The 22,090-nt window shown below is 63.9% G+C and carries 17 protein-coding genes and 3 pseudogenes; 7 read left to right on the top strand and 13 right to left on the bottom strand.

Annotated features, from left to right (window positions below; genetic code table 11):
• Window position 1: 1 nt before the first annotated feature.
• Window positions 2-526 carry a carbohydrate porin gene (locus ACFLEY_RS19080; RefSeq protein ID WP_396604977.1) on the bottom strand — a complete coding sequence of 175 codons (525 nt, stop codon included), beginning with the start codon at window positions 524-526 and terminating at the stop codon, window positions 2-4.
• Window positions 527-606: 80 nt separating this feature from the next.
• Here ACFLEY_RS19080 and ACFLEY_RS19075 point away from each other — a divergent pair, with 80 nt between their 5' ends.
• A complete protein-coding gene (locus ACFLEY_RS19075) occupies window positions 607-1,671 on the top strand; it encodes an IS630-like element ISRj1 family transposase (RefSeq protein ID WP_026192128.1) in 1,065 nt (354 codons plus the stop codon).
• 39 nt (window positions 1,672-1,710) lie between these two features.
• Here the strand turns inward: ACFLEY_RS19075 and ACFLEY_RS19070 are convergent.
• Together ACFLEY_RS19070 and ACFLEY_RS19065 are read right to left on the bottom strand one after the other, a co-directional pair.
• Window positions 1,711-2,481, bottom strand: a pseudogene (locus tag ACFLEY_RS19070) (carbohydrate porin); the annotation flags it as partial.
• A 47-nt stretch (window positions 2,482-2,528) separates the two neighbouring features.
• Window positions 2,529-3,541, bottom strand: a pseudogene (locus ACFLEY_RS19065) (transporter).
• Window positions 3,542-3,758: 217 nt separating this feature from the next.
• On the opposite strand from ACFLEY_RS19065, the pseudogene ACFLEY_RS19060 reads away from it, so the two are divergent.
• A pseudogene (locus tag ACFLEY_RS19060) lies at window positions 3,759-4,082 on the top strand (DUF3734 domain-containing protein); the annotation flags it as partial.
• A gap of 192 nt (window positions 4,083-4,274) precedes the next feature.
• Here ACFLEY_RS19060 and ACFLEY_RS19055 read toward each other — a convergent pair.
• Window positions 4,275-4,820, bottom strand: a complete 546-nt coding sequence (locus ACFLEY_RS19055; RefSeq protein WP_060911632.1) for a hypothetical protein — start codon at window positions 4,818-4,820, stop codon at window positions 4,275-4,277.
• A gap of 363 nt (window positions 4,821-5,183) precedes the next feature.
• Between ACFLEY_RS19055 and ACFLEY_RS19050 the strand changes: the two genes are divergently transcribed.
• Window positions 5,184-5,822: a glutathione S-transferase family protein gene (locus ACFLEY_RS19050; RefSeq protein WP_396604717.1), complete on the top strand. Its 639-nt coding sequence runs from the start codon at window positions 5,184-5,186 to the stop codon at window positions 5,820-5,822.
• 144 nt (window positions 5,823-5,966) lie between these two features.
• On the opposite strand, the gene ACFLEY_RS19045 is transcribed toward ACFLEY_RS19050, so the two are convergent.
• The 5 genes from ACFLEY_RS19045 to ACFLEY_RS19025 all read right to left on the bottom strand — a co-directional run bounded on the left by ACFLEY_RS19045 (window position 5,967) and on the right by ACFLEY_RS19025 (window position 11,482).
• Window positions 5,967-6,626, bottom strand: a complete 660-nt coding sequence (locus ACFLEY_RS19045; RefSeq protein ID WP_060911630.1) for a TadE/TadG family type IV pilus assembly protein — start codon at window positions 6,624-6,626, stop codon at window positions 5,967-5,969.
• Window positions 6,627-6,629: 3 nt separating this feature from the next.
• Window positions 6,630-7,187 (bottom strand): TadE/TadG family type IV pilus assembly protein, encoded by a 558-nt coding sequence (locus tag ACFLEY_RS19040; RefSeq protein ID WP_011086719.1) that lies wholly within the window; start codon window positions 7,185-7,187, stop codon window positions 6,630-6,632.
• A 10-nt stretch (window positions 7,188-7,197) separates the two neighbouring features.
• Window positions 7,198-8,607, bottom strand: a complete 1,410-nt coding sequence (locus ACFLEY_RS19035) for a TadE/TadG family type IV pilus assembly protein (protein WP_028170976.1) — start codon at window positions 8,605-8,607, stop codon at window positions 7,198-7,200.
• 411 nt (window positions 8,608-9,018) lie between these two features.
• The gene (locus ACFLEY_RS19030; RefSeq protein WP_060911629.1) at window positions 9,019-10,578 is read right to left on the bottom strand and encodes an acyl-CoA carboxylase subunit beta; all 1,560 of its coding nucleotides are present in this window, start codon (window positions 10,576-10,578) and stop codon (window positions 9,019-9,021) included.
• Complete coding sequence (locus ACFLEY_RS19025) at window positions 10,508-11,482, bottom strand: IclR family transcriptional regulator (RefSeq protein ID WP_060911628.1); 975 nt, start codon at window positions 11,480-11,482, stop codon at window positions 10,508-10,510. The genes ACFLEY_RS19030 and ACFLEY_RS19025 overlap by 71 nt, the downstream gene beginning before the upstream one ends.
• A gap of 94 nt (window positions 11,483-11,576) precedes the next feature.
• Here ACFLEY_RS19025 and ACFLEY_RS19020 point away from each other — a divergent pair, with 94 nt between their 5' ends.
• The 4 genes from ACFLEY_RS19020 to glsA all read left to right on the top strand — a co-directional run bounded on the left by ACFLEY_RS19020 (window position 11,577) and on the right by glsA (window position 17,253).
• A complete protein-coding gene (locus ACFLEY_RS19020; RefSeq protein WP_011086715.1) occupies window positions 11,577-11,798 on the top strand; it encodes a biotin/lipoyl-containing protein in 222 nt (73 codons plus the stop codon).
• 314 nt (window positions 11,799-12,112) lie between these two features.
• Window positions 12,113-13,279, top strand: coding sequence for a TAXI family TRAP transporter solute-binding subunit (locus ACFLEY_RS19015; protein WP_060911627.1), 1,167 nt, complete (start codon window positions 12,113-12,115; stop codon window positions 13,277-13,279).
• 36 nt (window positions 13,280-13,315) lie between these two features.
• Window positions 13,316-15,391, top strand: a complete 2,076-nt coding sequence (locus tag ACFLEY_RS19010; RefSeq protein WP_211433754.1) for a TRAP transporter permease — start codon at window positions 13,316-13,318, stop codon at window positions 15,389-15,391.
• Window positions 15,392-15,411: 20 nt separating this feature from the next.
• Window positions 15,412-17,253 carry a glutaminase A gene (gene glsA, locus ACFLEY_RS19005; protein ID WP_060913050.1) on the top strand — a complete coding sequence of 614 codons (1,842 nt, stop codon included), beginning with the start codon at window positions 15,412-15,414 and terminating at the stop codon, window positions 17,251-17,253.
• A 16-nt stretch (window positions 17,254-17,269) separates the two neighbouring features.
• Here the strand turns inward: glsA and ACFLEY_RS19000 are convergent, their stop codons facing one another.
• The 4 genes from ACFLEY_RS19000 to ACFLEY_RS18985 form a co-directional block, all read right to left on the bottom strand.
• Complete coding sequence (locus ACFLEY_RS19000; protein ID WP_027543134.1) at window positions 17,270-17,572, bottom strand: nucleoside triphosphate pyrophosphohydrolase family protein; 303 nt, start codon at window positions 17,570-17,572, stop codon at window positions 17,270-17,272.
• A gap of 26 nt (window positions 17,573-17,598) precedes the next feature.
• On the bottom strand, window positions 17,599-18,126 hold the full coding sequence (locus tag ACFLEY_RS18995) for a carboxymuconolactone decarboxylase family protein (protein ID WP_028170970.1): 528 nt from the start codon (window positions 18,124-18,126) through the stop codon (window positions 17,599-17,601).
• Between the two features lie 164 nt (window positions 18,127-18,290).
• Window positions 18,291-20,456 (bottom strand): N,N-dimethylformamidase beta subunit family domain-containing protein, encoded by a 2,166-nt coding sequence (locus ACFLEY_RS18990; RefSeq protein WP_211433753.1) that lies wholly within the window; start codon window positions 20,454-20,456, stop codon window positions 18,291-18,293.
• 13 nt (window positions 20,457-20,469) lie between these two features.
• Window positions 20,470-22,074 (bottom strand): ABC transporter substrate-binding protein, encoded by a 1,605-nt coding sequence (locus tag ACFLEY_RS18985; protein ID WP_211433752.1) that lies wholly within the window; start codon window positions 22,072-22,074, stop codon window positions 20,470-20,472.
• Window positions 22,075-22,090: the final 16 nt, after the last annotated feature.

Below are 22,090 nucleotides of genomic sequence, written 5' to 3'. Positions count from 1 at the left end.
CCTAGTACCGGATCGTTGTGGTGACGCCGAAGACTGCGGCGTCACCGATCCGCGAAGTCCTGCTCGGATCGTTCGGATTGGGGATGCCGCCCGAGGGGCGGAACACGTACTGGAAATACGGCGCCACCAGCCAGCCCGGCTTGATATGCGCCTCGTAGATCATCTCGATCAGGGTCTCGTTGCTGCGCACCGGGCTCTGCACGCCGGTGAAGGCCTGCGTATCGAGATCGAGCGTGCGGGCCGTGTTCGAAATCCGCATATAGGCCATCGCCACGCCGAAGCGGTCGAGCGGACGGCCTGGCGTGAAGCCGACGAAGCCGATGCCGCCGTCGAGATAGAGGTCGATCAGATTGCGATCCGGCGGGCTGTAGGCGATGCGGCCGAACGCGGTGACGCCCGGGATCGAAGCGGAGGTGGTGTTGTCCTTCACCTCCGGCGGGCGGTAGAGCACCTGCTCGATCACCGCGAAGATGCCGTAGTTGCCGCGGAGCTTCGCCGGAACGCCGCTTCCGGAGGGATCGGCGATCGACAGTCCCTCCGCGGTAAACCGCTGGCTGTCGAACGAGCCAACTTTTCTTGGAACGTGAGTCGTGATTCAAGGTCGGGATGATACCCGAAGCAAGAGAAGTCCACCTTTCGAGGAAAGATCGCAAGGTGCTTGAGGCGTGCTGTCGCTCACCGGTGACGTTGCAGCGCGATTTGAAGCGGGCGCGGATAGTTCTGTTGGCGGCGGATGGGCGCAGCACCCGGTCGATCGCCAAGGAAGTTGGGGTCCAGCCGCGGATTGTCAGCCTTTGGCGGCATCGCTATGCCGACCATGGCCTTGAAGGGCTGCAAGACAAGCCGCGGCCTGGCAAGCAGCCGATCTATACGAAGACGACCGACAAGCGGATTCTGAAGCTGCTGGATAAGCCGCCACCGCAAGGGTTTGCGCGCTGGACCGGCCCCCTGCTGGCCGAGGCGCTGGGCGATGTCGATGTCCAATATGTCTGGCGGTTCCTGCGCAGCCACAAGATTGACCTGGTGGCTCGCAAGTCCTGGTGCGAGAGCAACGACCCGAACTTTACGGCCAAAGCCGCCGATGTTGTCGGCCTCTATGTCGCGCCGCCGGCGAAGGCCATTGTGCTGTGCGTGGACGAGAAGCCCTCGATCCAGGCTTTGGAGCGAGCGCAGGGTTATCTGAAGTTGCCCAATGGCCGCGCCTTGACCGGCCAAAGCCACGATTACAAGCGGCATGGCACCACAACATTGTTTGCGGCGCTCGAAGTCGCCACCGGAAAGATCATCGCGACCCATTCAAAACGCCGGCGCCGCGTCGAGTTTCTCGATTTCATGAACAGCGTCACCGCGGCTTTTCCGAACCGCAAGCTTCACGTCATCCTCGACAACCTCAACACCCATAAAAAGAACGAGGACTGGCTCAAGGCCCACCCCAACGTGCAATTTCATTTCACGCCGACAAGTGCGTCATGGCTCAATCAGGTCGAAGTATGGTTTTCCATCTTGCAGGGGCAGTCGCTCAGCGGCACCTCCTTCACGAGCCTCAAGCAGCTTCAGGAACACATCGATGCCTACGTCAACGCATACAACGACAGAGCCGAGCCCTTCGTCTGGACCAAGAAAAAGGTCCGTCAACGCCGTTTCAAAGGCCGCCGTATCACTCAGCTCTGATTCCGGGTAATAGTGCTTCCAGGCGCCCGGCGTAAAATTGCCGGCGAGCGGGCGGCCCCCGATATCGATGTCGTAGTTGAAGCGGACCTGCCCGATCACCCAGGGCGGATCGTTGACGCGGAACGCGAGGCCGTGATGGTCGCGAATCTGTGGATCGGCATCGCCCGGCCCGGACGGATCGCCGTTGAACACCGCAGCATAGGCGGTGATCTGGTCCGTCAACGCGGCCTTGACGCGAATGCCGGGCACCGCGATCGGCGGGGCCGGGCCGCCGGCCGGAAGGTTGGAGGCCTTGATCGCCGGCCAGCCGAAGGTGCCGTTGATGAAGAGGTCGTCGGTCTGGCTGTCGAAGAACTCCACATCCGCGGCCTGCTGGCCGGCCCTGATGTTCAGCCTGTCGCCAAAGAAGCTCTGCTCGAAATAGGCGTTGTAGAGCCGCTGGTCCGGCAGCGCCTCGATCTCGCTGATGGTGGCGAGGTTCTGCACGTAGTTGCGCGAGAGCCCGCGGCCGTAGATCACGAAGGCGTTGGCGTAGAAGCGGCCGCCGCTCCAGCCGACGAGCTTGTCCAGATCGGCATCGACCGAGAGATCGAGGCGGCCGAAATGGATCGCGCCGCGCCCAACACCGCCGGACACATTGCCGATGTTGTCGGCGATGTAGGTGGCGCCGAAATTCAGGCCCTTGTTGGCGAGCCCGTCATGCCATTCGTTGGACCATTTTGGCGCCAGCCATTCCGCCGCGCTTTCGTCCTTGGCGCCGGCGCGCGCGCTCGTGCTCGCCAAGGTGCACGCCAGCGCAATTGCAGCCATGCTTCGCAGCAGAGAGCTATCGGCAATCGCGTTCACGGTTGGGTACGCTACTTGAAAATGCCCGTGCGCCGCATGAACAAATAGGCCGCGCCGACCGACGAGGCCATCAGCGCCGCCGCCCAGAGGAATCCGGTCTCGACGTCGGTGAGCGGCAGGCCCTTGGTGTTCATGCCGAAGATGCCGGTGATCAGCGTCGGCGGCAGCAGCAGCGTCGTCACGATGGAGAGCGTGTGGAGGTGGTGGTTGCTCTCCTCCTCGTTCTTGAAGCGCAGCTCCTCCTCGAGCAGCCGGCTGCGCTCGCGCAGCTCGACGATGTCGTGATCGAGACCATCGAGCCGCTGCGCCAGCTTGCCGGCGTGGATCCGCAAGCCCGGCGAGAGATGGTCCGTGTTCTTCTGGTCGAGCCGGTGAAACAGCACGCGCAGGCCGGTGAGCTGACGATGCAGCCTGACGCAGGTGCGGCGCAGCCGGCCGAGATTGCGGCGCATCTCCGGCTTGGCATCGTCGGCGAGGATGCGTTCCTCGATGCCGTCTCCTGCCCGAGCTTGTCGGCCATCCGATCAAGCGTGTCGGCGACCTCGTCCACGATCTTTTCCAGGAGATGGGCGACGTTGTCGACGCGGTAGCCGCCTTCGAGCACCCGGCGCGTCGCATCCGCCGAGCACAGCGCCTGATGGCGGCCGCTGACCAGCAGGTGCTCGGTCATGGCGAAGCGCAGGAACGCGGTCTCCTCCGTGGCGCTGTCGATGTCGCGCACGAGGTCGGAGAACACGCCGTAGACGCAGTGGTCGATGACATGGAGCTGCTGGAACGTGTCGTTGGACAGCAGCAGCTCGCGCGCAAGCGGCGGCAGCGTCGATGCCGCAATCCACGGCCGCGCCCGCGCATCGGTCAGGTTGAAATGCAGCCAGAGCCGGCCGTCATGGCTGAACTCGATCGGCCGGTCGATCGGCAGCGCCTCGGCGCTGCCGTCGCTGTGCAGGCGGAACGCCCAGACCAGGCCCGGAATGGCAGGCTCAGCCCCCGATATCGCGCTGACAAGCTTTGCCGGCTCAGCCATGGTCGCCCCAACCGTCAACAAATGCCCCGTCTCCGGAAGATGGCTGACGGCATCGTCCGGATCCACGCGGGTACTCAATTACGCCTTTGTTACAGTTTGATGATGGCGCCGCCCTACTCCGCGGCCAGCCCCGTCGCGGCCGCCGCCTCGGCTTCCCTGATATAGTCGTGCACGACGCGGCCGAACGGCAACGTCAGATCGGCGATGTAGTGATGCGCGCCGCACGCACAATCTCAAGGTCCTGCTCTACAAGGCCCTGGCGAAGCTGCCGGAGGAACAACTGAGCGAGGAAGAGCGCAAGTTGAAAGCGAGCCTGTGCCACATACCCGAGATCGCGATCCTGCATCTGATCTACCAGCAGAAGGCCTATGAGGGCGACGCCAAGGACCACGAATTCTCGGACACCTCGATGCGCGAGCACTGGCAGAGCGGCTTTGAGGACACCAACCGCACGCTGAAGCGGCGCGACCGGATCAAGATGCCCGAGCAAGGCATGGGGCTGGTGGTGCACGACGTGCACCGGGAGACGGAGAGCGCGTAGGGGTAGTGGAGCGGGGGCGCAAACAAAAACCGCGAAAACAACCCCATGCACAGTAGCCGAGGCACGGCGGATCAATGACTTACGCGTCCGCAAGGCGATTTGACTCGTCGGGCAAGACACCGGCATGATGTGATCATGGCGGGATACACAAGTCGCCGATGCCCTGCCCGACATTGATGCAGGAAGCCTTGCTCAAAGCGTCGCGACGCGCGGGTTGACGACCGTATACCCCCGCAAGGAACGCGCGTGCATTCTTGTTGCGTGTCCGCCCGAGTTGGCGTCATACGCCATCCAGATGTCTCCCCCGAGGTGCTGCTCCAGGACGAACACGTGGCCGCGTCGTGCCGCCACCATTCCCGGCGCTGGCGATGTGCGCGGAAAACGTAGCCAGTTAGCCGCGAGATTCAATTCCGGCACCATACGACCAAACACGCGCAGGGCCGCGCCGCAACCACAGAAGGACGACGGGCAACCGGCCGGTCGACCGCCGACGATCCGATCGCCAGGGACATTCGCCGCCGCAACGGCGTTGCCAGCGGCGACCATTGTGAGTTGTCTTGAATGGGGCGCCTGTGATGAGTACTTGGAAACGCGCTCGCGGCGCGTTTGCGAAGACGAGAAGTCGCAGGGCATGATGACATTGCATTCGGGCGCTTGAGCAATGCGGTTGGGTCGTGCTTCCGAAGCAATAGAACTGACGGCAACAAAAAGACACGCAGAAAGAACCGGCTTGAACATTGCAGGACTCCGAATTGGAAGGTCCCGCCCCGGTCGATGAGCAACTGATAACAGTTTGGCTGAAATGGGCCTAAAGGGCGGCAGAAAATGGCAGCATTTGCGGACCGCTCTCTTCAATCCGCATAAGCCACACGTTGCGACCGAAATGATTAACTCGCAGAGTACGAACGTCCGCCTTTGACACTCCCAGCGCTTGCGACAAGCGACCAGCTTCGCGTTGCGCTGGAAGCGGGAGGTCGCGACCGCCGGCGACGCCGAAGGCGTTGCGCAGGAGTATTCGACGAGCCTTGTACATATCGTGTCAGAGTGGAAATCTCGCTCCCGCGAATTTAGGCGCTAAAGCCAGCGTAAGGACGCTCAATTATGCTCACTGTCTATGGCGAAGGTCGTGGGTTCCGTGTCGTTTGGCTGCTCGAGGAATTGGGAGTGGCTTATCGGCTGCGCCCGGTCGATCTGCTTGCTGTCGAGAATGATCCCGATTTTCTTGCGATCAACCCCGCCGGCTTTATCCCGGCGCTACAGGACGGCGAGATGATCATGGTCGAATCGATCGCGATCCTCGAATACCTGCTTGCCCGCCACGGTCCGAGCCCGCTCGCCGTCGCCCCGGATGATCCGGCTTTCGGCGCCTATCTGCAATTCCTCCATTTGGGAGAGGCTGGGCTCGCTGGACCAATGAACGCCGTCTTCGTCGGTCGCGCACTCGCGCCCGCAGAGCGAAACGCCCGGGTCACAAACTGGGCACTACAGACCTTTCACAGCCGGCTGGGATTGGTCATCCAGCGTCTCGCAAATCGTCCATCTCTCGCCGGAGACCAGTTCACTGCTGCTGACATTTCAGTGAGCTACGCTCTCCTGCTTGGTCTGCGCACCGGCAACTATACCCCGGGTTCAGTCGAGCGTGCCTATCTCGCCCGCACGACGACACGCCCCGCCTACGCCCGAGCGATGGAAACCTGCAAAGCCACCAAAGCTTGGGCGGAGCGATCACCGACGTTGTAAAGCCAAGTCGTGAATCCATAGAAGGGATTCCCACGAGCGTGGTTGTCTGGTTCAGGATTGGCATGAGCCGATATGACCTGACAGACGTCGAGTGGCGCGTGATCGCCCGCCTGCATCCCGGTTAACCGGCGCCGCGTCGCGACGCTAGCAGGTCTTCTGCTGCAGATGCTGGACGCATGTGCACGTCGTCGTCGCCGGATACTTCACGTCGTAGTATGGGAAGCTCGAGTTGGCCGGGCTGTTGGTCGAGCAGCGCGGGAACAGGTAATAGCTGTCGGTCAGCTGCACGGTGCCGGCGATCGTATAGCCGAGGTTGGGCGTGTAGTCATAGGACACCTCGCTCAGGATGAGCGAGATGTTGGCGTTGTTGGGATTCTTCGGATCGGTGGCGGTGAACTGGGACAAGGTAATCTGCTGACCCACGGTTCGCGCTGCCCCCGATTTGGTCGACGTGCTCCATTGCACCGTCGCATTGCCCTTGCTGTCGGTCGAGACTCCGGAGACCGTGATCGTCATCAGGGAGGTACTGCCGCTCTTGACGGCATAAGGCGCCATGATGGCGGTCGAAGCGGCAAGGATGCCGGTCATCTGGGACGCTGTGACCTGGGTGTTCTGCGAAACCATGTCCGCGACACTGTGCGCGGTCGCGGAGACCTTGACGTTCATGGCCAACCCGTTCCCGAGCTCGACGCCGCCGATATAGAGCAGCAGCATGAACGGGCTCACGATGGCGAACTCCGTCGCCGCAACGCCGCGAGCGTCGGTCCACAGGTCCCGTGCGCGAAACGACAGGCCGGCGATCATCAGTCAGCTCCCTGGCTCATTCTGGAACGCGGCGGACGCCATGATCAGCCGGTTGCCGTTGGAAAGATTCGACAGATTGAAACCGAGTGGCCCGAGCATGACAGGCCAGACATACATCACCCGGAGGACGACGATATCGCCGGAGTCGCCGGGATTGAACTGCCAGGTGTTGGTGACCGCACCCGTAGCGTCGAAGGTCAGGGAGGGCATGGCCGTGTTCGCGGAAGTCCACGACGTGGCGACCTGCATGTCCACCATGATGCCGCTGCAGTTGAACAAGATCACGATCTGGTCGCAGACCTTCTGCTTGAATGCGGACTGCGTCATCTGCGCGGACTGAACCTGTCCCGTCATGACCAGGCGCGCCGATTGACGCACCACGGATTCGAGCAATTCCTGCGCAAAGAAAACGATGAACGTCTGAATGAGCGCAATGATGAGGGCGAGGAACGGCGCGGCGACGAGCGCGAATTCGACGGCCGTGGCACCCCTGCTGTCCCGGGCGAAAGCTGCGCAGCGACCGCCGCGCCTCGTTCTCGTTGTAGCCTTTGGACCAGTCATGGCGCTTGCTCTACTGCACGAGGCTGGCAGTGCTTGACGCCACCTTGATGAAGAGGTTCGTCAGCGCGTCGGAAATGTCGCCACCGGTTTGGACGGAGGCATAGAAGCCAGGCGAGGCGCATGATTGCAGTTTTTGCGCGATGGTCCCGGTCAAGGAAGTAGGCTCGTTGTACGGGTCCACCCAGCTCATGTACCAGCTGTTCGTGACCGGGATATTGGGGGTCTTAAGTTGCAAGTATTCCGTGTAGAGGACAGCGATCTTAATGCCCCGGTTCTTGATGGTCGTGCAGATCGTCGTGTCGAGCGGCTGCTGGCATCGATTGTTGGAGGCGAGGCTCGCGTTGGGGCAAGTCGAAGCGCCCGAGACGATCTTGTCCTCCACGCCGTCGGTGACAAGGAACACCACTTCCTGCGGCGTATCTCCCGACGCGTTGCTCCCAAGCCCGGGAGTGGGCATGACGTCGTTGAGGCTTTTAAGCGCGCCGGCGATATCTGTGCCATTGTCGGTCTTGCAGTTGGTCGTCACAACGACGCAGTTCTGGTAGGCGACCGGCATCAGCGCGATGTTGGAAACCTGGGTTCCGGCGCTGGTCGGGGTGGTCAGTGTGGCCAGTGCGTTCAAACCCAAATCGAACGTATAGAGCGCCGCTTTGTAGGTGGTGTTGTTCAACGCCGACATGCACTGCATGACGCCGCCCGAAACGCCCGACTGCGGGCAGTTCGACCAGCTATTCAGCAACTGGTTGACGGCACTCGTCACGAGATCGATCCGCAAGGTGATATTTCTTTGTCGCGCGATCGCGAGGTTATCCTTGGTCCCGCCGTCGTGAGCGATATTGGTTTCATGACAGGCGAAGCCGCAGTTCTGCGAGCCCCCTGCCGACTGGTACGCGGGGGCGGTGTATTTGATGAGATTGCTGATGTCGGTCGTGGTCGCGCCGATCCCCATGGACGGCGAGTCATCCATCAGCAGATAGAAATTCATGTTGGGCGCGCTCGACGCCCTCGCCGTCGCGGAACCGGCGACCTGCCAGGTCTGCTTGCCGAGAACGCCGGGGAAATTGTTCGTGGACTGCGCGGTGTAGGAAACCGTGATGGTTCGCGCGAGACCGGAATCGACGATAGTGACCGTCGGTGTCGGAACCGCGGACAGTCCGGGAAGATTCGCCTTCGCTGCGAAGACGGCTTCCGCGGTCGCCTTGACGACGGTGGTGTCGCTCTGCGTCAGCATCGCCGGCCTCACGGCCGCGATCGCGGCCGCGTCGGCAGCTGCGTTCAATTGCTCCCGCTTGCGCAGGGCCAGCGTATAGTCGAGCGCCATGCCCAGTAGAAAGATCGTGGGGACCATCATCAGCGCGAAGATGATGGCGACGTTGGCCTTCCTGTCTCTCGCGAAACGAAGCATTGCGCTGCGGAGCATGAGTTTCATCCTGGCTGCCGTCGCTACGGCAGCGGCCCTTCCCCTGAAATCGACGGAAACGACTGCCGGGTTTCGATCCCGGCGCTCGCCGTCATGGGCGGAATATGCGGAGGGCTCCCTTAATCAAGACTTACGAGCAATCCACAACATGGGCTGCAACAGGTTGGATGTATCATATTGAGAAGGCATCATTAACGTCGGTTAAACGCGATCGCAGACACCCGCGGGTAAGCGGTAACAGGTGCCCCCTACGCCCGTTGCGGCCTCACGACCGGCGCTATCAGGCACGGCCGCGCGCCGTCTCCAGGCAGCTCGCAAGCGGCGGAAAACCCGTCCCGCTCATGGCAAGGGGGGCCTGTCGGTCCGATTCGGGACTTTCGCATGTCCCGCCTCTGTGACGCGCCGGGCCGCCTACGGCCTGATCGTCATGTTCGTCGGCGGTCCGGCTTTTCGCAGCGGCTCGGCCAGCCTTGCGAACTCGCAGAGCAACGATCTCGTCTTCCTGGGATCGATGATCTCCTCGACCCAGAACTTCTCGGCCGAACGGAACGGCGAGCGCAGCTTGTTCAGCCGCTCCTCGATCTCCCTCAGCTTCGCCGCCTTGTCCTCGGCCGCATCGATGTCGGCGCGGTAGGCCGCTTCGATGCCGCCCTCGAGCGGAAGCGAGCCCCAATAGGCCGACGGCCAAGCGTAGCGGATAGAGAAGCGGTCGGCCGGCTGATGCACCACGCCGGCGACGCCGAACGCGTTACGCAGGATCACGGTGCACCAGGGCACGGTGGTCTGGTTGACCGCGGCCATGACGCGGACGCCGTGGCGGATGGTCGCCGCCTTCTCGGCATCGAGCCCGATCATGAAGCCGGGGCAGTCCATGAGATAGACGATCGGCAGATGGAAGGTTTCGGCGAAATCGACCCAGCGCACCACCTTCTGGCACGCATCCGCCGTCCAGGAGCCGCCATAGTGAAAACTGTCGCTGGCAAGCAGCAGCACCGCCCTGCCCTCGAGCCGCGCGAGGCCGACGATGATTGGTTTGCCGAAATTCTTCGCGACCTCGAAGAACGAGCCCTTGTCGACAACGGACTCGATGATCGGCCGCATCTTGTAGACCTGCTTGCGGTTGCGCGGCACCGCGTTCATCAGCGCTTCCTCGGTGCGCTCCGGATTGTCGGTGCAGGGCAAGGTCGGCGGCAGCTCGTAGACCGACGACGGCAGATAGGACAGGAAGCGCCGCGCGCAGGCGAACGCCTCTTCCTCGGTGTCGACGGCATGGTCAATCGCGCCGGCGCGGGTCTGGATGTCGGCGCCGCCGAGTTCCTCCTTCGAGAGGTCCTGTCCCAGCGCCTTCACCACAGGCGGCCCCGCGACGAACATCGCGGACTTTCGGGTCATGATGGAATAGTGGCTGGCGGCGAGGCGCGCGGCACCGAGCCCTGCAACCGAACCGAGGCCGAGCGCGACCACCGGCACCTGCGACAGGTTTTCCGTCGTGAAGCGGTACCAGCGCGTGCCGCCGATGCCACCCGGCAGGTTCGCCGCGCCCTTGGTCTCGATGGTCTTGACCGAGCCGCCGCCGCCGGAGCCTTCGATGATGCGGACGACGGGCAGACGGAAGTCGTGCGCCATCTCCTCCGCCATCAGCGGCTTCGCGGAGATCGATGCATCCGCCGAGCCGCCGCGCACGGTGAAATCGTCGCCGACCACGACCACCGTGCGGCCGTCGACGCGCGCGCGGCCGAACACGCAGTTCGCCGGCGTCAACTTCTGCAACTCGCCGCTGGAATCGTACTCACCGATGCCGGAGACGGCACCGATCTCGTGAAAGCTGCCTTTGTCGATCAGCTTGTCGATGCGCTCCCGAACAGTCAGCCGGCCCTGGTCATGCTGTCGCTTGACCTTGTCAACGCCGCCCATCTCCCGCGCGAAGGCTTCGCGCCGGGCGAGCTCGTCGAGTTCCGGCTTCCAGGTCATTCACTCCCTCCGAATTGATCGGCTTGTTATTGTTGTGCACGGCCATTGCGACCGGTTTGCGCGGGATACGGTTGTTGAAGACGTCGCCTTCCGCACCCTCGAGCAGGCTGCCCAGCGATCGGCCCAGCGCGAGCATCAGCGGCGCGACTTCCGCATGCAGACGCTGCTCGTCGTACATCGCGGACAGAAGGCCGATCGTGATGACGACGAAGGTCTGGTACTGCGGCGACCAGATCGGCACCGCGAGGCCGTTGATGTGCGGGCTCCAGAGGCCGCAGGCCACGACATAGCCGCGCTCGCGCAGCGATTGCCGGTTGGCTTCGATGCGAGGCTTCAGGATCTTGGCCGCCTCGGGAGCTTCGCGCTCCATGTCCGCAATGAAGGCATCGCCGACCTCGGGCGCCAGCGCCGCGGTGTAGGCTGCGCCCGCAGCGGTCGAGGCCATCGAGATGCGGCTGCCGGTGCCTTCATGCAGGCCGAGCGCAGTCGCGGATCGCGCGAACTGGAGATAGACGAGATGGAAGCGATCGGGGACCACAAAGCCGACCGTCCCCGGCAGTTGCTCAGCGACCTCTTGCAGGCGTTGCCGGATCATGCTGCGCAGCTGCGCGCCCTTCATCATCGAGGCGCTCATCGCCACCGCGCTCGGGCCGATGCGATATTTCTGGTCGCGCGGCAGATAGACGAGCTGGCCCATGCGCGTCAGCGTGTGCGTGAGCCGCGACACGGTCGAGCGCGGCAGTCCGCAGCGATTTGAAATCTCGAGATTGCCGAGCCGCGCCTCGTGGCCCTCGAAGCATCGCAACACGTCGAACGCGCGCGACACCACCTGGATGACATCACCCTCACCGGCTTCGCCAGCGAGCGCACCTTGCCTACTCAACCGCTCCGAACGTCGTCCCATGTTCCCTACCATCTGTTCCGCTGTGCGGAATTAAATTCCACTTGCAGACGACGCTACCTCAGGCATTTTGCGACGACAACAAAAAGGCGATGGCATGCCAGAAATTAAGATCGTCACGGAGGTCGCTGGACGTATCTGCGCAACTCCCGTGCAAGTTGGAGGAACCGTTGCGGATGGTGACGACGTTGTGGTGGTCGAGGCGATGAAGATGGAGATCCCGGTACCCTCGCCTGCTTCTGGCACGATCACATCGCTTCTCGTCAAACTCGACGACGTCGTCGCCGAGGGACAGGCCATCGCGATCGTCGCGAGCTGAAGCGCATGCGCATCGCCTGACGTGGTTGCGCAATCTTTTTGTGGCCATCCTTCGAGACGCCTGCTTTTGGCAGGCTCATCGGGATGAGGCTGGTTTTCGCAGCAAATCACACATCCTCATGGTGAGGAGCGCCGCTCACGGCGCGTCTCGAACCATGGCCGAGCGATGCGCTATCGCCGTCAGTGGTCCGCGACAATCTGTCAGACCTCCGCTTCACCTCCGCGGTACGACGTTGCCATCGCCTGATACGGATGACATGATCTTTTCAAGCAAGAAGGTCTTCGCGAACCAAGCGAGGACGTTGGGAGGAAAACATGCTTCGTGGGCTGCTCGTGCTCGCGCCTGCCTTGGTTGCGGGCATTTCTTTTGCGTCTACACGCTATGCGTCGGCCGAAGACATCAAGCTGCCGCCGACATTGACGTTCACCGCCTATGACACCGGCACCGCCGGCTTCAACATCGCGGTCGGCGTCGGCAAGATGATGAAGGACAAGTACAGCACCGACGTGCGCGTGCTCCCCGCAGGCAACGACGTCGCGCGGCTGGCGCCGCTGCGCGCCAAGCGTGCCGCGGCGGCGGCGATGGGATCGGGCACCTATTTCGCGCAGGAAGGCGTGTTCGAGTTCGGCAGCAAAGAATGGGGGCCGCAGTCGCTTCAGATCCTGCTCTCGAGCGTCGATTGCAATTGCGGTTCGCTTGGCGTCGCAGCCGATACCGGCGTGAAAGATCTGAAAGACCTGAAAGGCAAGCGCGTCGGATTCGTCGTGGGCTCGCCCGCGCTGAACCAGAACTCGCTCGCGGTGCTCGCCTTCGCCGGGTTGACGCAGAAGGACGTCAAGGTCGTCGAGTTCGCCAGCTACGGCGCGATGTGGAAGGGCCTGATCAACAACGACACTGACGCGGCCTTCGGCACCACCATCACCGGCCCCGCCAAGGAAGCCGAGACCTCGCCGCGCGGCCTGATCTGGCCGCCGCTGCCGGCCAAGGACAAGGAGGGCTGGGCGCGGATGCAGAAGGTCGGCTCGTTCTTCTTCCCGCAAGTCGCGACCTGCGGCGCCGGCATCTCGCCGGACAAGCCGATCGAGCTCGGCAACTATCCCTACCCGATCTTCGTGACCTACGCCTCGCAAGCACCCGACCAGGTCTACGCGATCACCAAGGCGATGATCGTGAACTACGACGCCTACAAGGACTCCGCGCCCGGCGCCGGCGGTCTCGCCGCCGACCGCCAGACCAAGAACTGGGTGGTGCCGGTGCATCCCGGCGCGGTGAAGGCACTGAAGGAAGCCGGGCAATGGAGCGATGCGCAGGACGCGCACAACAACAAGCTGATCAAGCGGCAAGAGGTGCTCGCAGCCGCCTGGGCGGACTACGGCAAGTCCAGTCCGCCGTCCGACGACAAGGCGTTCCTCGACGGCTGGATGAAGGCGCGCGCCACTGCGCTTGCGAAAGCCGACATGCCGAACGGGTTCGAGGACTAATCCACAGCGGTTAACTGCCTACGATCGGGGTCGATCATGTCGTCTGCTTCAGTTTCCACGGCCCCCAAGGACGAGGCCAAGCGGGTCGTGTTCGACGATCCGCACGGCGCCGCCGGCAACATGCAGGAGGCCGAGGTGACGCGCGTGCGCGCGTTGCGCGGCGCCTGGCGCTGGACGCTGGTTACTGCGACCGCGGCGACCATCCTGCTCTGCATCAACCAGCAGTTCTCGCTGCGCTTCTTCATCGGCTATACCCAGCTCAACACGGAGTATTTTTATCTCCTGATCGCCTTGATGCTGCCCTTCACCTTCCTGATCTTCCCGGGAACCGAGCGCGCGCCGCTCGACCGCATTCCCTGGTACGACCTCGTCTTCTTCGTCGTGACCTTCGCGGCCGCGCTGCTGTTGATGTCGAACGTGCGCAAGGCGGCGGAGGCCGGGTGGGAATTCGGCGGCGCGCCGAACAGCGTGATCGCCGCAGGCCTCGTGATGTGGGTGATGCTGATGGAGGCGCTGCGCCGCACCGGCGGCTGGAGCCTGCTGCTCAGCGTGTTTCCCTTCACCGTCTATCCGCTGTTCGCCGAATCCGGCTGGTTAGGTCCGTTCCGCGGCACGCAATCGACGCTGGAGCAGGCCACCGCCTATCACGTGCTGTCGGGCGAGAGCCTGCTCGGCATTCCCATCCAGGCCTTTGCCGACACCGTGATCGGCTTCCTCGTGTTCGGCACCGCGCTGATGATGACGGGGACCGGCAAATTCTTCATCAACCTCGCCTTCGCGCTGTGCGGCACGTTCCGCGGCGGCGCGGCGAAGGTCTGCATCTTTGCCAGCGGCCTGCTCGGCATGATGTCGGGCTCGATCATCTCCAACGTGCTCACCGCGGGCACCATGACCATCCCCGTGATGAAGAAGAGCGGCTTTCGCGCCTCCTATGCCGGCGCGATCGAGGCCTGCGCCTCCACGGGCGCGGTGCTGGCGCCGCCGGTGATGGGCGCGACCGCCTTCGTGATCGCGCAGTTCCTCAATGTCAGCTACGCCGACGTCGCGGTCGCCGCGATCATTCCGGCGGCGCTCTATTATGTCGGCCTGTTCATGCAGGTTGACGCCTACGCGGCGCGCCACGGGCTGAAGGGCATTCCGCGCGCCGAGCTGCCGCGGATCATGGATACGATCAAGGACGGCTGGTACTACGTCTTCGTCATCGCGCTCCTGATCGTGATGCTGCTCTACTTCAAGCGCGAGAGTCATGCGCCGTTCTACGCCACCGCGCTGCTGCTCGTGCTCAACCAGTTCTTCTCCAGGGACACGCGCTGGACGCCCGGCACGATCGGCAAGTTCCTCGAGGTCAACGGCCGCACCTTCGTCGAGCTCGTCGGCATCCTCGCCGGCTGCGGCCTCCTGATCGGCGCATTCTCGATGACCGGCGTGGTGTCGAGCCTCGCCAATGACCTGCTGCATATTGCCGGCGACAATCCCTTCCTGCTGCTCGGCATGTGCGCCCTCACCAGCCTCATTCTCGGCCTCGGGCTGACGACGACGGCCTGCTACATCTTCCTCGCCATCCTGGTCGCGCCGGCGCTGGAGAAGCTCGGGCTGAACAGGATGGCGGTGCACATGTTCATCTTCTACTGGGGCATGCTGTCGTCGATCACGCCGCCGGTTGCGATCGCCTCTTTCGCCGCCGCGGGCATCGCCGGCTCGCTCGCGATGAAGACGGGCTGGGAATCGATGTGGGTCGGCAGCATCATCTATTTCATCCCGTTCTTCTTCGTGCTCAATCCGGCGCTGGTGCTGCAGGGGGCGAGCCCCTATCTCGCCGGCCTCGGCCTGATGGCGCTGGCCGCGTTCGGCACGCTGTTCATCTGCGGCGGCATCCAGGGCTACCAGCCCTTCGTCGGCGACCTCCGCGGCGCAGGCGCGCTGGAATGGCCGATCCGCGTGCTGCTGGTGATCGGCGGATTCGTGGTGGCGACCCCCGGCGGCGGAATCATGCCGCTGTCGCAGATGCAGGTCACCATGCTGGGCCTTGCGATCCTCGCGCCAACGATTTTGATCGCCCTGCTGTTGATCCGACGGCAAGGGCCGATACCGGACGGGTTGCGCGTGCCCTGATTGCGTTGCACAAGGAGGCGATGACACCGCCGCCCGCCTCCGCCTGGACCCGCTCGAAGCCGCCCTTGCTGCGGTTTCTCGACACCTGCCTCAACGAATTCTCCGCCGAAACCTCCGGCGCGGTGGCCGATTACATTCCGGAGCTGGGCAAGGCCGACCCTGCCTATTTTGGCATCAGCCTCGCCACGCTGGACGGCCATGTCTACGAGGTCGGCGACTCCAGGGTGCCCTTCACCATCCAGTCGATGTCAAAGCCGTTCGTGTTCGCGCTGGCGCTGGATCTTTTGGGCGCCGGCCGCGTCGAGAGCGCGATCGGCGTCGAGCCGTCGGGCGATCCCTTCAACTCGATCCGGCTCAATTCCGACAACCACCCGTTCAACCCGATGGTCAATGCCGGCGCGATCGCGTGCACCGGACTGATCTACGACAGCAAGGGCGCGGAGGCCTTCGAGCAGATCCGCCTTGCGCTCAGCCGCTTCGCCGGGCGCGATCTCGCCGTGGACGAGGCCGTCTACAGCTCGGAGAGCCAGACCGGCGACCGCAACCGCGCCATCGGCTATCTCCTGAAGACCAATGCGGTGATCTCGGACAACGTCGCCGCCGTGCTCGACGTCTATTTCCGGCAATGCGCGGTGCTGGTCACGGCGCGCGACATCGCGGTGATGGCGGCAACGCTCGCCAATCGCGGCATCAATCCGGTGACCGGCGAGCAGGTGATGAGCGCTTACGCGATCTCGCGCACGCTGTCGGTGATGACGTCTTCCGGCATGTACGACTATGCCGGCGAATGGATCTACCGCATCGGCATTCCCGCCAAGAGCGGCGTCGGCGGCGGCATTCTGGCGGCGCTCCCTGCCCGGCTCGGGCTCGGCAGCTATTCGCCGAAACTCGACAAGCACGGCAACAGCGTGCGCGGCATCAAGGTCTGCGAGGCGCTGTCCTCGCATTACGACCTGCACATGCTCAACCGCAGCGACGACGCGCGCAACGCCGTCATCGCCGACTACGACATCGGCAAGAGCCCGTCGCGGCGCGTGCGCCGCGCGCAGGAGCGCGAGATCCTGGCCGCGCACGAGCAGGAGGTGCGGATCATCGAGCTGGTCGGCACGCTGTCGCTGTCGGCGGTCGACTACGTGTCGCGGCGGCTCGCGGGCCGGCCACGGCCGCAATTCGTGATCTTCGACCTCCACCGCGTCACCTCCACCACGCGCGCCGGCGCGCGGCTCGTGGCCGAGGCTTTCGAGGAGCTCGCCGCGCTGAACGTCACGGTGGTGCTATCGGGCGTCAGGCGTGCCTCGAAGGAGTGGAATACCCTGCGAGAGTGGACCGCGGAGCTGAAGAACGTCCGCGACTTCTACCTGCTCGACACCGCGATCGAATGGGCCGAAGACCAGATCGTCTACCGCTATGGCGGTTCGATCGATTTTCACGAGACCACCGAGCTTGCCGAGCAGCCGCTGCTGGATGGTCTGAGCGCGGACGAGCTGGCGGAGCTCGGCGCGATCTGCACCATCAGGACCTATCAGTCCGGCGCAAAGATCCTCACGACAGGCGATCCCGCCGATGCCCTGTTCTTCCTGCGCAGCGGCGCGGTGCATGTCACGCTGCCCGACGGCGTGCGGCTCGCAACCCTGACCGCCGGCATGGCGTTCGGCGAGATGGCGCTGCTCGAGCAAACCCGCTCGGCCGACGTCTTCGCCGACATGGCGGCGACGGCCTTCGAAGCCCCGCTGAAGGATTTTGAGCGCTTCCGCAAGCAGCACCCCCACGCCAGCGAGCGCATCATGCGCAACCTGGCGCAGCTGCTCGCCGATCGCCTGATTGTGGCCAATGCCAAGGTGGACATCCTGACGTCGACCTGAGCGGCGCCGGCATGGCTTATCGGCTTGCCGCCTCGCTGATCCGCCGCCTGATCTTGGCGGCGCTAGCCTTGAGCAATTCGGATGGCTGCTGGCCGGTCGCGGCGCACAGGCAGGCCCAGTAGTAGATGACATCGCCGAGCTCTTCGACGAGACCCGCCTTGTCGAGCCAGTCATCGCGCAGCAGCTTCTTGATGTGGTCGGCGACCTCGCCCGATTCACCGGCGAGGCCGAGCCCGAGATAGGACAGCCGCTCGTTCGACGGATGCTCATCGACTTTCGCAACGCTTGCAGCCCAGGCCGCATATTCATCGATCGTCATCGGCATCCCTCGCCCCGGCTTTCGGATCAGCCCACCACTTCCGTGACCGGCTGAAGATCGATCTCGAACGTCTCCAGGAATTTCGACGTCATGATGTAGAAGCCGACCGAGAGCTGCAGCTCGACCAGCGCGGCCGGCGTCAGCTTCGATGCGATCGCCTTGAAGGTCGCGTCCGTCGGCTTGTTCAGCTTGACGATCTCGTCGGTGAAGGCGAGCGCGGCGCGTTGCACCTCATTGAAGCAGCTCGCGGCCTGCCAGTTCTCCAGCGCCTCGTTCTGCTCGTCGGTGACGCCGACATTCTTGCCGATGCGCTTGTGGGCGACGATCTCGTACGGCGCCTCGCACAGGATGCCGGTGCGCGTGATGGCGAGCTCGCGCACGATCGGGTCGAGCTCGCCCTTGTGGCGGATGGCGCCGCCGAGCCGGCAGTACTGCTCAAAATAGCTCGGCGAATGCGACATCATCCGGAAGATGTTGGCGTGGCGGTTCTTGTCGAGGATTTCGCGGGTGCGATCGGACGCCTTGGACGGGTCGCTGTAGTTGATACGGGCCATCAGTCACCTTGGGTCTTGGTCTTGTTGTCGTTTTTTCGGAGTTCCCAAGACTAATCTTGCGCTGACGCAAGCGCAACATCATCGCGCATCGCGTCATCGCTACGCGGTTGACGCTTTCGGCGCCTGGAACGGCGTGGAATCAGCAAAGCGGCGGACGATATTGGTCACCAGCAGGGCAGCACGTTGTTGTAGCCGTCAACCGGCAACGCACCGATGAAATTCATCGAGCCGACGGAAAAGACCGCGCCGCCATTCGGCGTCTCGAAGAAGGTCAGGTCGGAACGGATGATCTCCTCGCGCGACGCCGGCCAGGTGTGGTCGTAGCGCTCTTCATTGACCGGCTGATAGGTCGGATCGGCAAGCACGGCCCGGCCGATGATGATCGCATGATGCGGCGTGCCGAGGCGCGTGTCGGCGCGGTCGAGTTCGTGGCCTGCGGCGCCACCGCCCATGAAGCCGCGCTCGCCGAGCTTGGCGCCCGGCCTTGCCAGATCCTCGATGCCCTCGCGCATGAATGCGACGCGGGGATCGAGAATGCCGTCGAGGAAGGTGTAGGGGAAGCCCATGTACTCCCCTTGCGTACTGAAGCCGACGCCGACCAGCGCCTGCGGCGGGCGGCCGAGCCTTCGCCAGAGGCCGCCATAGGACCCGTCGAAAGCATGATAGCTCTCGCCGGGGAGCGTTTCCCAGAGCCGGATGCCGCCCTCGGCGCGTCGCAATTCGAAAGCCCATGTGCCCGTCGCGTGCGGCACCACTTTCCAGTAGAAGCCGTTGCCGCCGAGATACATGAAGCGGCCGCCATTGCCGATATAGGCACCGAGCGCATCGAGCGTCTCGTGCGTGTGGTACTCCGGATGCTGGCCGGTCAGAACCACGGAATATTTCGACAGCAGATCGACGCCTTCGGCATGGACGTCGTGATCGGTGATGACCTCGAAATCGATGCCCTTGCGGGTCAGAAGATCGGTGATGGCGCTGTCGGCGGAGATCCAGTACAGGCCGGAACCGTAGTCGCTGGGATCGACGAGGTGGATCTGGTTCACGCGCTTGTCGATCAGCGGCCGGCGCATGGTCGACATCACCACGCCGCTGCCGTCCGAATGGAAGTTGTAGGGCGACACGCCGTATTCGGGATGGCCGTCCGGCGCCTGCGCCAGCGCGCCCCAGGCGAGCGACCGCTCCGTGATCAGGGCCTGCCTGCCCTTCTTCTGATACTGGCTATAGACCGTGTAACTGAAGGTCGGGGCGAGGAATGCCACCTTGGCCTGCGATCCCGGTATGCGGGCGCGGACATAGAAGACGATGTTGTCGCGCGCGCCGTCCTTTTCCAGGTGCAGCGCATAGACGCCGCTCTTCCAGTCGTCCGGCACGGTGAAGGTCAGCGACGGCTGCCAGCCGGAATCGCCGATATCGTCGTCGTGGAAATGGATCGCGCCCCAGAGCTTCGGCTCCTCTGTCCAGCGATGCGTCACGCCGCCTGTCCAGCGCGATCCCGTCATCGCGCGCGTCGGCAAATTGATGCAAACGCCGTGCGCCCTGGACGGACCGATGTCGGTCGCAATGTCGGTCGGAATGCCGATGGAGAAATCCCATTCGGCGACGGCCGGGGCCGCGGCTCCAGAGCCTTGCGCGGCGATGACATCATCAAGGCCGTTGCTGCCATCGGTGATGCGCGGCCGTTCGATCTTGCCGTTGAAATGGTGGACTGCGCCTTGCCCTGCGCGCTCCGCCGCAATCGCGACGGCCCCCATGCCGGCCAACGCGGTGCGCGGCGCGCCCAGCGTTTTCGTCGCGCGCTCGTCGCGGTCGAACCTGATCTTGCGGGGGGCCTGTGCGATCGCCAGCGATCCGGTCACCGGGTCGAACAGACACGCGATATCGTGCCACGCCCGCTCGGTGAGCGCGATGCCGGTCTCGACCTCGAATGTTGTCTCGCCAACGACAAGCCGCGCAAAAGCGCCCGCCTTGCCGACGCCAAGCGTCAGCGCGCCGCTGGCGCCCGCCCAATTCAGCACGGCCTGCCTGCCCGCGGCGAGCAGGGTCGGCCAGACGGTCGCGGCAAAGGCGATCGGGCCTGCCGGCAGCGCCAGTGCTGATACATCGACCCATGAGCCCTTTGCGATGGTCTGCTCGATGCCATCGTGCTGGCCTTCGAGATCCCACTTGACCGGAATCTCGCGATAGCCGGGCCCCTTCGGGTTCGGGTCGCCACAGATCACGCGGGCGATCCGCGCCGAATAGCGGCCACCGCCCTTGACCGCGATCATGAAGTTGATGGCGTCGCCGGGGCGCACGCTCCAGCGGTCCGCATAGCCGGTGATCGGAAGCATCGAAAATCCCTCTTCAGGCCCCGCGCACGTTCCAGAACAACGGCAGGCCCTTGAGCATGCCCGTCAGGCTCTTCTTGTAAGCGGTCGGCTGATAGAAGACACCAAGCGGAACATAGGGAACGTCGATAAAGCACTGCTTCTGCATCTCGACGCCGATCCTGACCTGCGCGGCGGCATCGGGAGCGGCGAACCAGGCATCCCGCAGCTGTTCCAGCTTCTCGCTCTTCGCCCAGCCGAAGGTTGCCTTGTCGCCGCTGCCGCGGATGAAGTTATGCGCCGACGGATTCAGCTGCGTGACACCCGCGGAATAGGTGCAGAAGGCGCTGTATCCGCCCTTGTCCGGCGTCTCGCGGTTGCCCATGCGCCGCAGCATCGAGCCCCAGTCCATCGCCGCGTAGTCGAGATTGAAACCGAGCTTGCGGAACAGATCGGCCGCGACTTCGCTCATCTGCCCGATCACAGGGAAATCGCCCGGCGCCATCAGCAGCACTTTCTCGCCCTTGTAGCCGGCGTCCTTGATCGCCTTGGCCGCGGCGGCGATATCCCGGGGGCCGGTCAGCGCTTCCATGCCGGCATCGTTCGCCATGTTGCCGCCGGGCGCGAAGAAGCCGATTTTGTCCCGCCAGAGACTGCTGTCCTCGCCCGCGACCGCGGACATGAATTCCTTCTGGCTGATGGCGGAGAGCACCGCGCGGCGGATGGCCGGGTTGTCGAAGGGCGGCTGCGTGTGGTTGAAACGCAGCACGCCGACATTGCCGATCGGATCGAGCAGCTCGACATTCAGCGCCTTGTTGCCCTTCAGCTTCGGCAACAGGTCGACGATGGGCTGATCCCACCAGTCGATCTCACCCTGCTGAAGTGCGGCCGCCGCCGTCGCGGGATCCGGGATGACCTGCCACTCGACCCGGTCGAAATGCGCGACCTTCGGACCGGCGAGCAGGCTCGGCGTCCCCTCGGGGCGCGGCACATAGCCGTCGAAACGCGTGTAGACCAGACGCGCGCCGGGCACGTGCTGATCGGCCTGGAACTTGAACGGACCGGAGCCGATCAGCTCCTTGACCGGCGTGACGCTGTCCGTCTGTGCAAGACGCTCCGGCATGATGAAGGCAACGATGGCGCCCACTTTGCCGAGCGCTTCCGGCAGCAGCGGAAACGGCGACTTGAGACGCCAGCGCACGGTCTTGTCATCAGGCGCCGAGACCTCGTCGACCAGGTTGAAGAGCGAATTGCCGAACGCATCGCGCGAGGCCCAGCGTTTCAGGCTCGCCACCACGTCGCGTCCGCGCACGGGCTCACCGTCGTGGAATTTCAAGCCATCCCGCAACGTCATCGTCCAGAGCTTGCCGTCGTTCTCGACGGTATGGCCGGCGACCATCTGCGGCTGAACCTGGAATTTCTCATCCACGCCGTAGAGAGTATCCCAGATCAGGAAACCGTGGTTCCGGTTGACCAGGCCGGTGGTGATCATCGGATCGAGAATTGCGGCATCGGCCTGCGGTACGAAGCGCAGCACGCGCGAGGCTTGCGCGCGGGCCAGCCGCGGCATCGGCAAAGTCGAGCCCAAGGCGACGCCGAGACCGGCGCCCAGTGTGGATCGGAGCAGGTCTCGACGGCGCATGCTGTGGTCTCCTCAA

Source organism: Bradyrhizobium sp. YCK136, from assembly GCF_044570075.1.
Taxonomy (GTDB): Bacteria; Pseudomonadota; Alphaproteobacteria; order Rhizobiales; family Xanthobacteraceae; genus Bradyrhizobium; species Bradyrhizobium diazoefficiens.
Note: the sequence above shows the minus strand (reverse complement) of the source record. Positions and strands in the feature narration are given on the sequence as shown.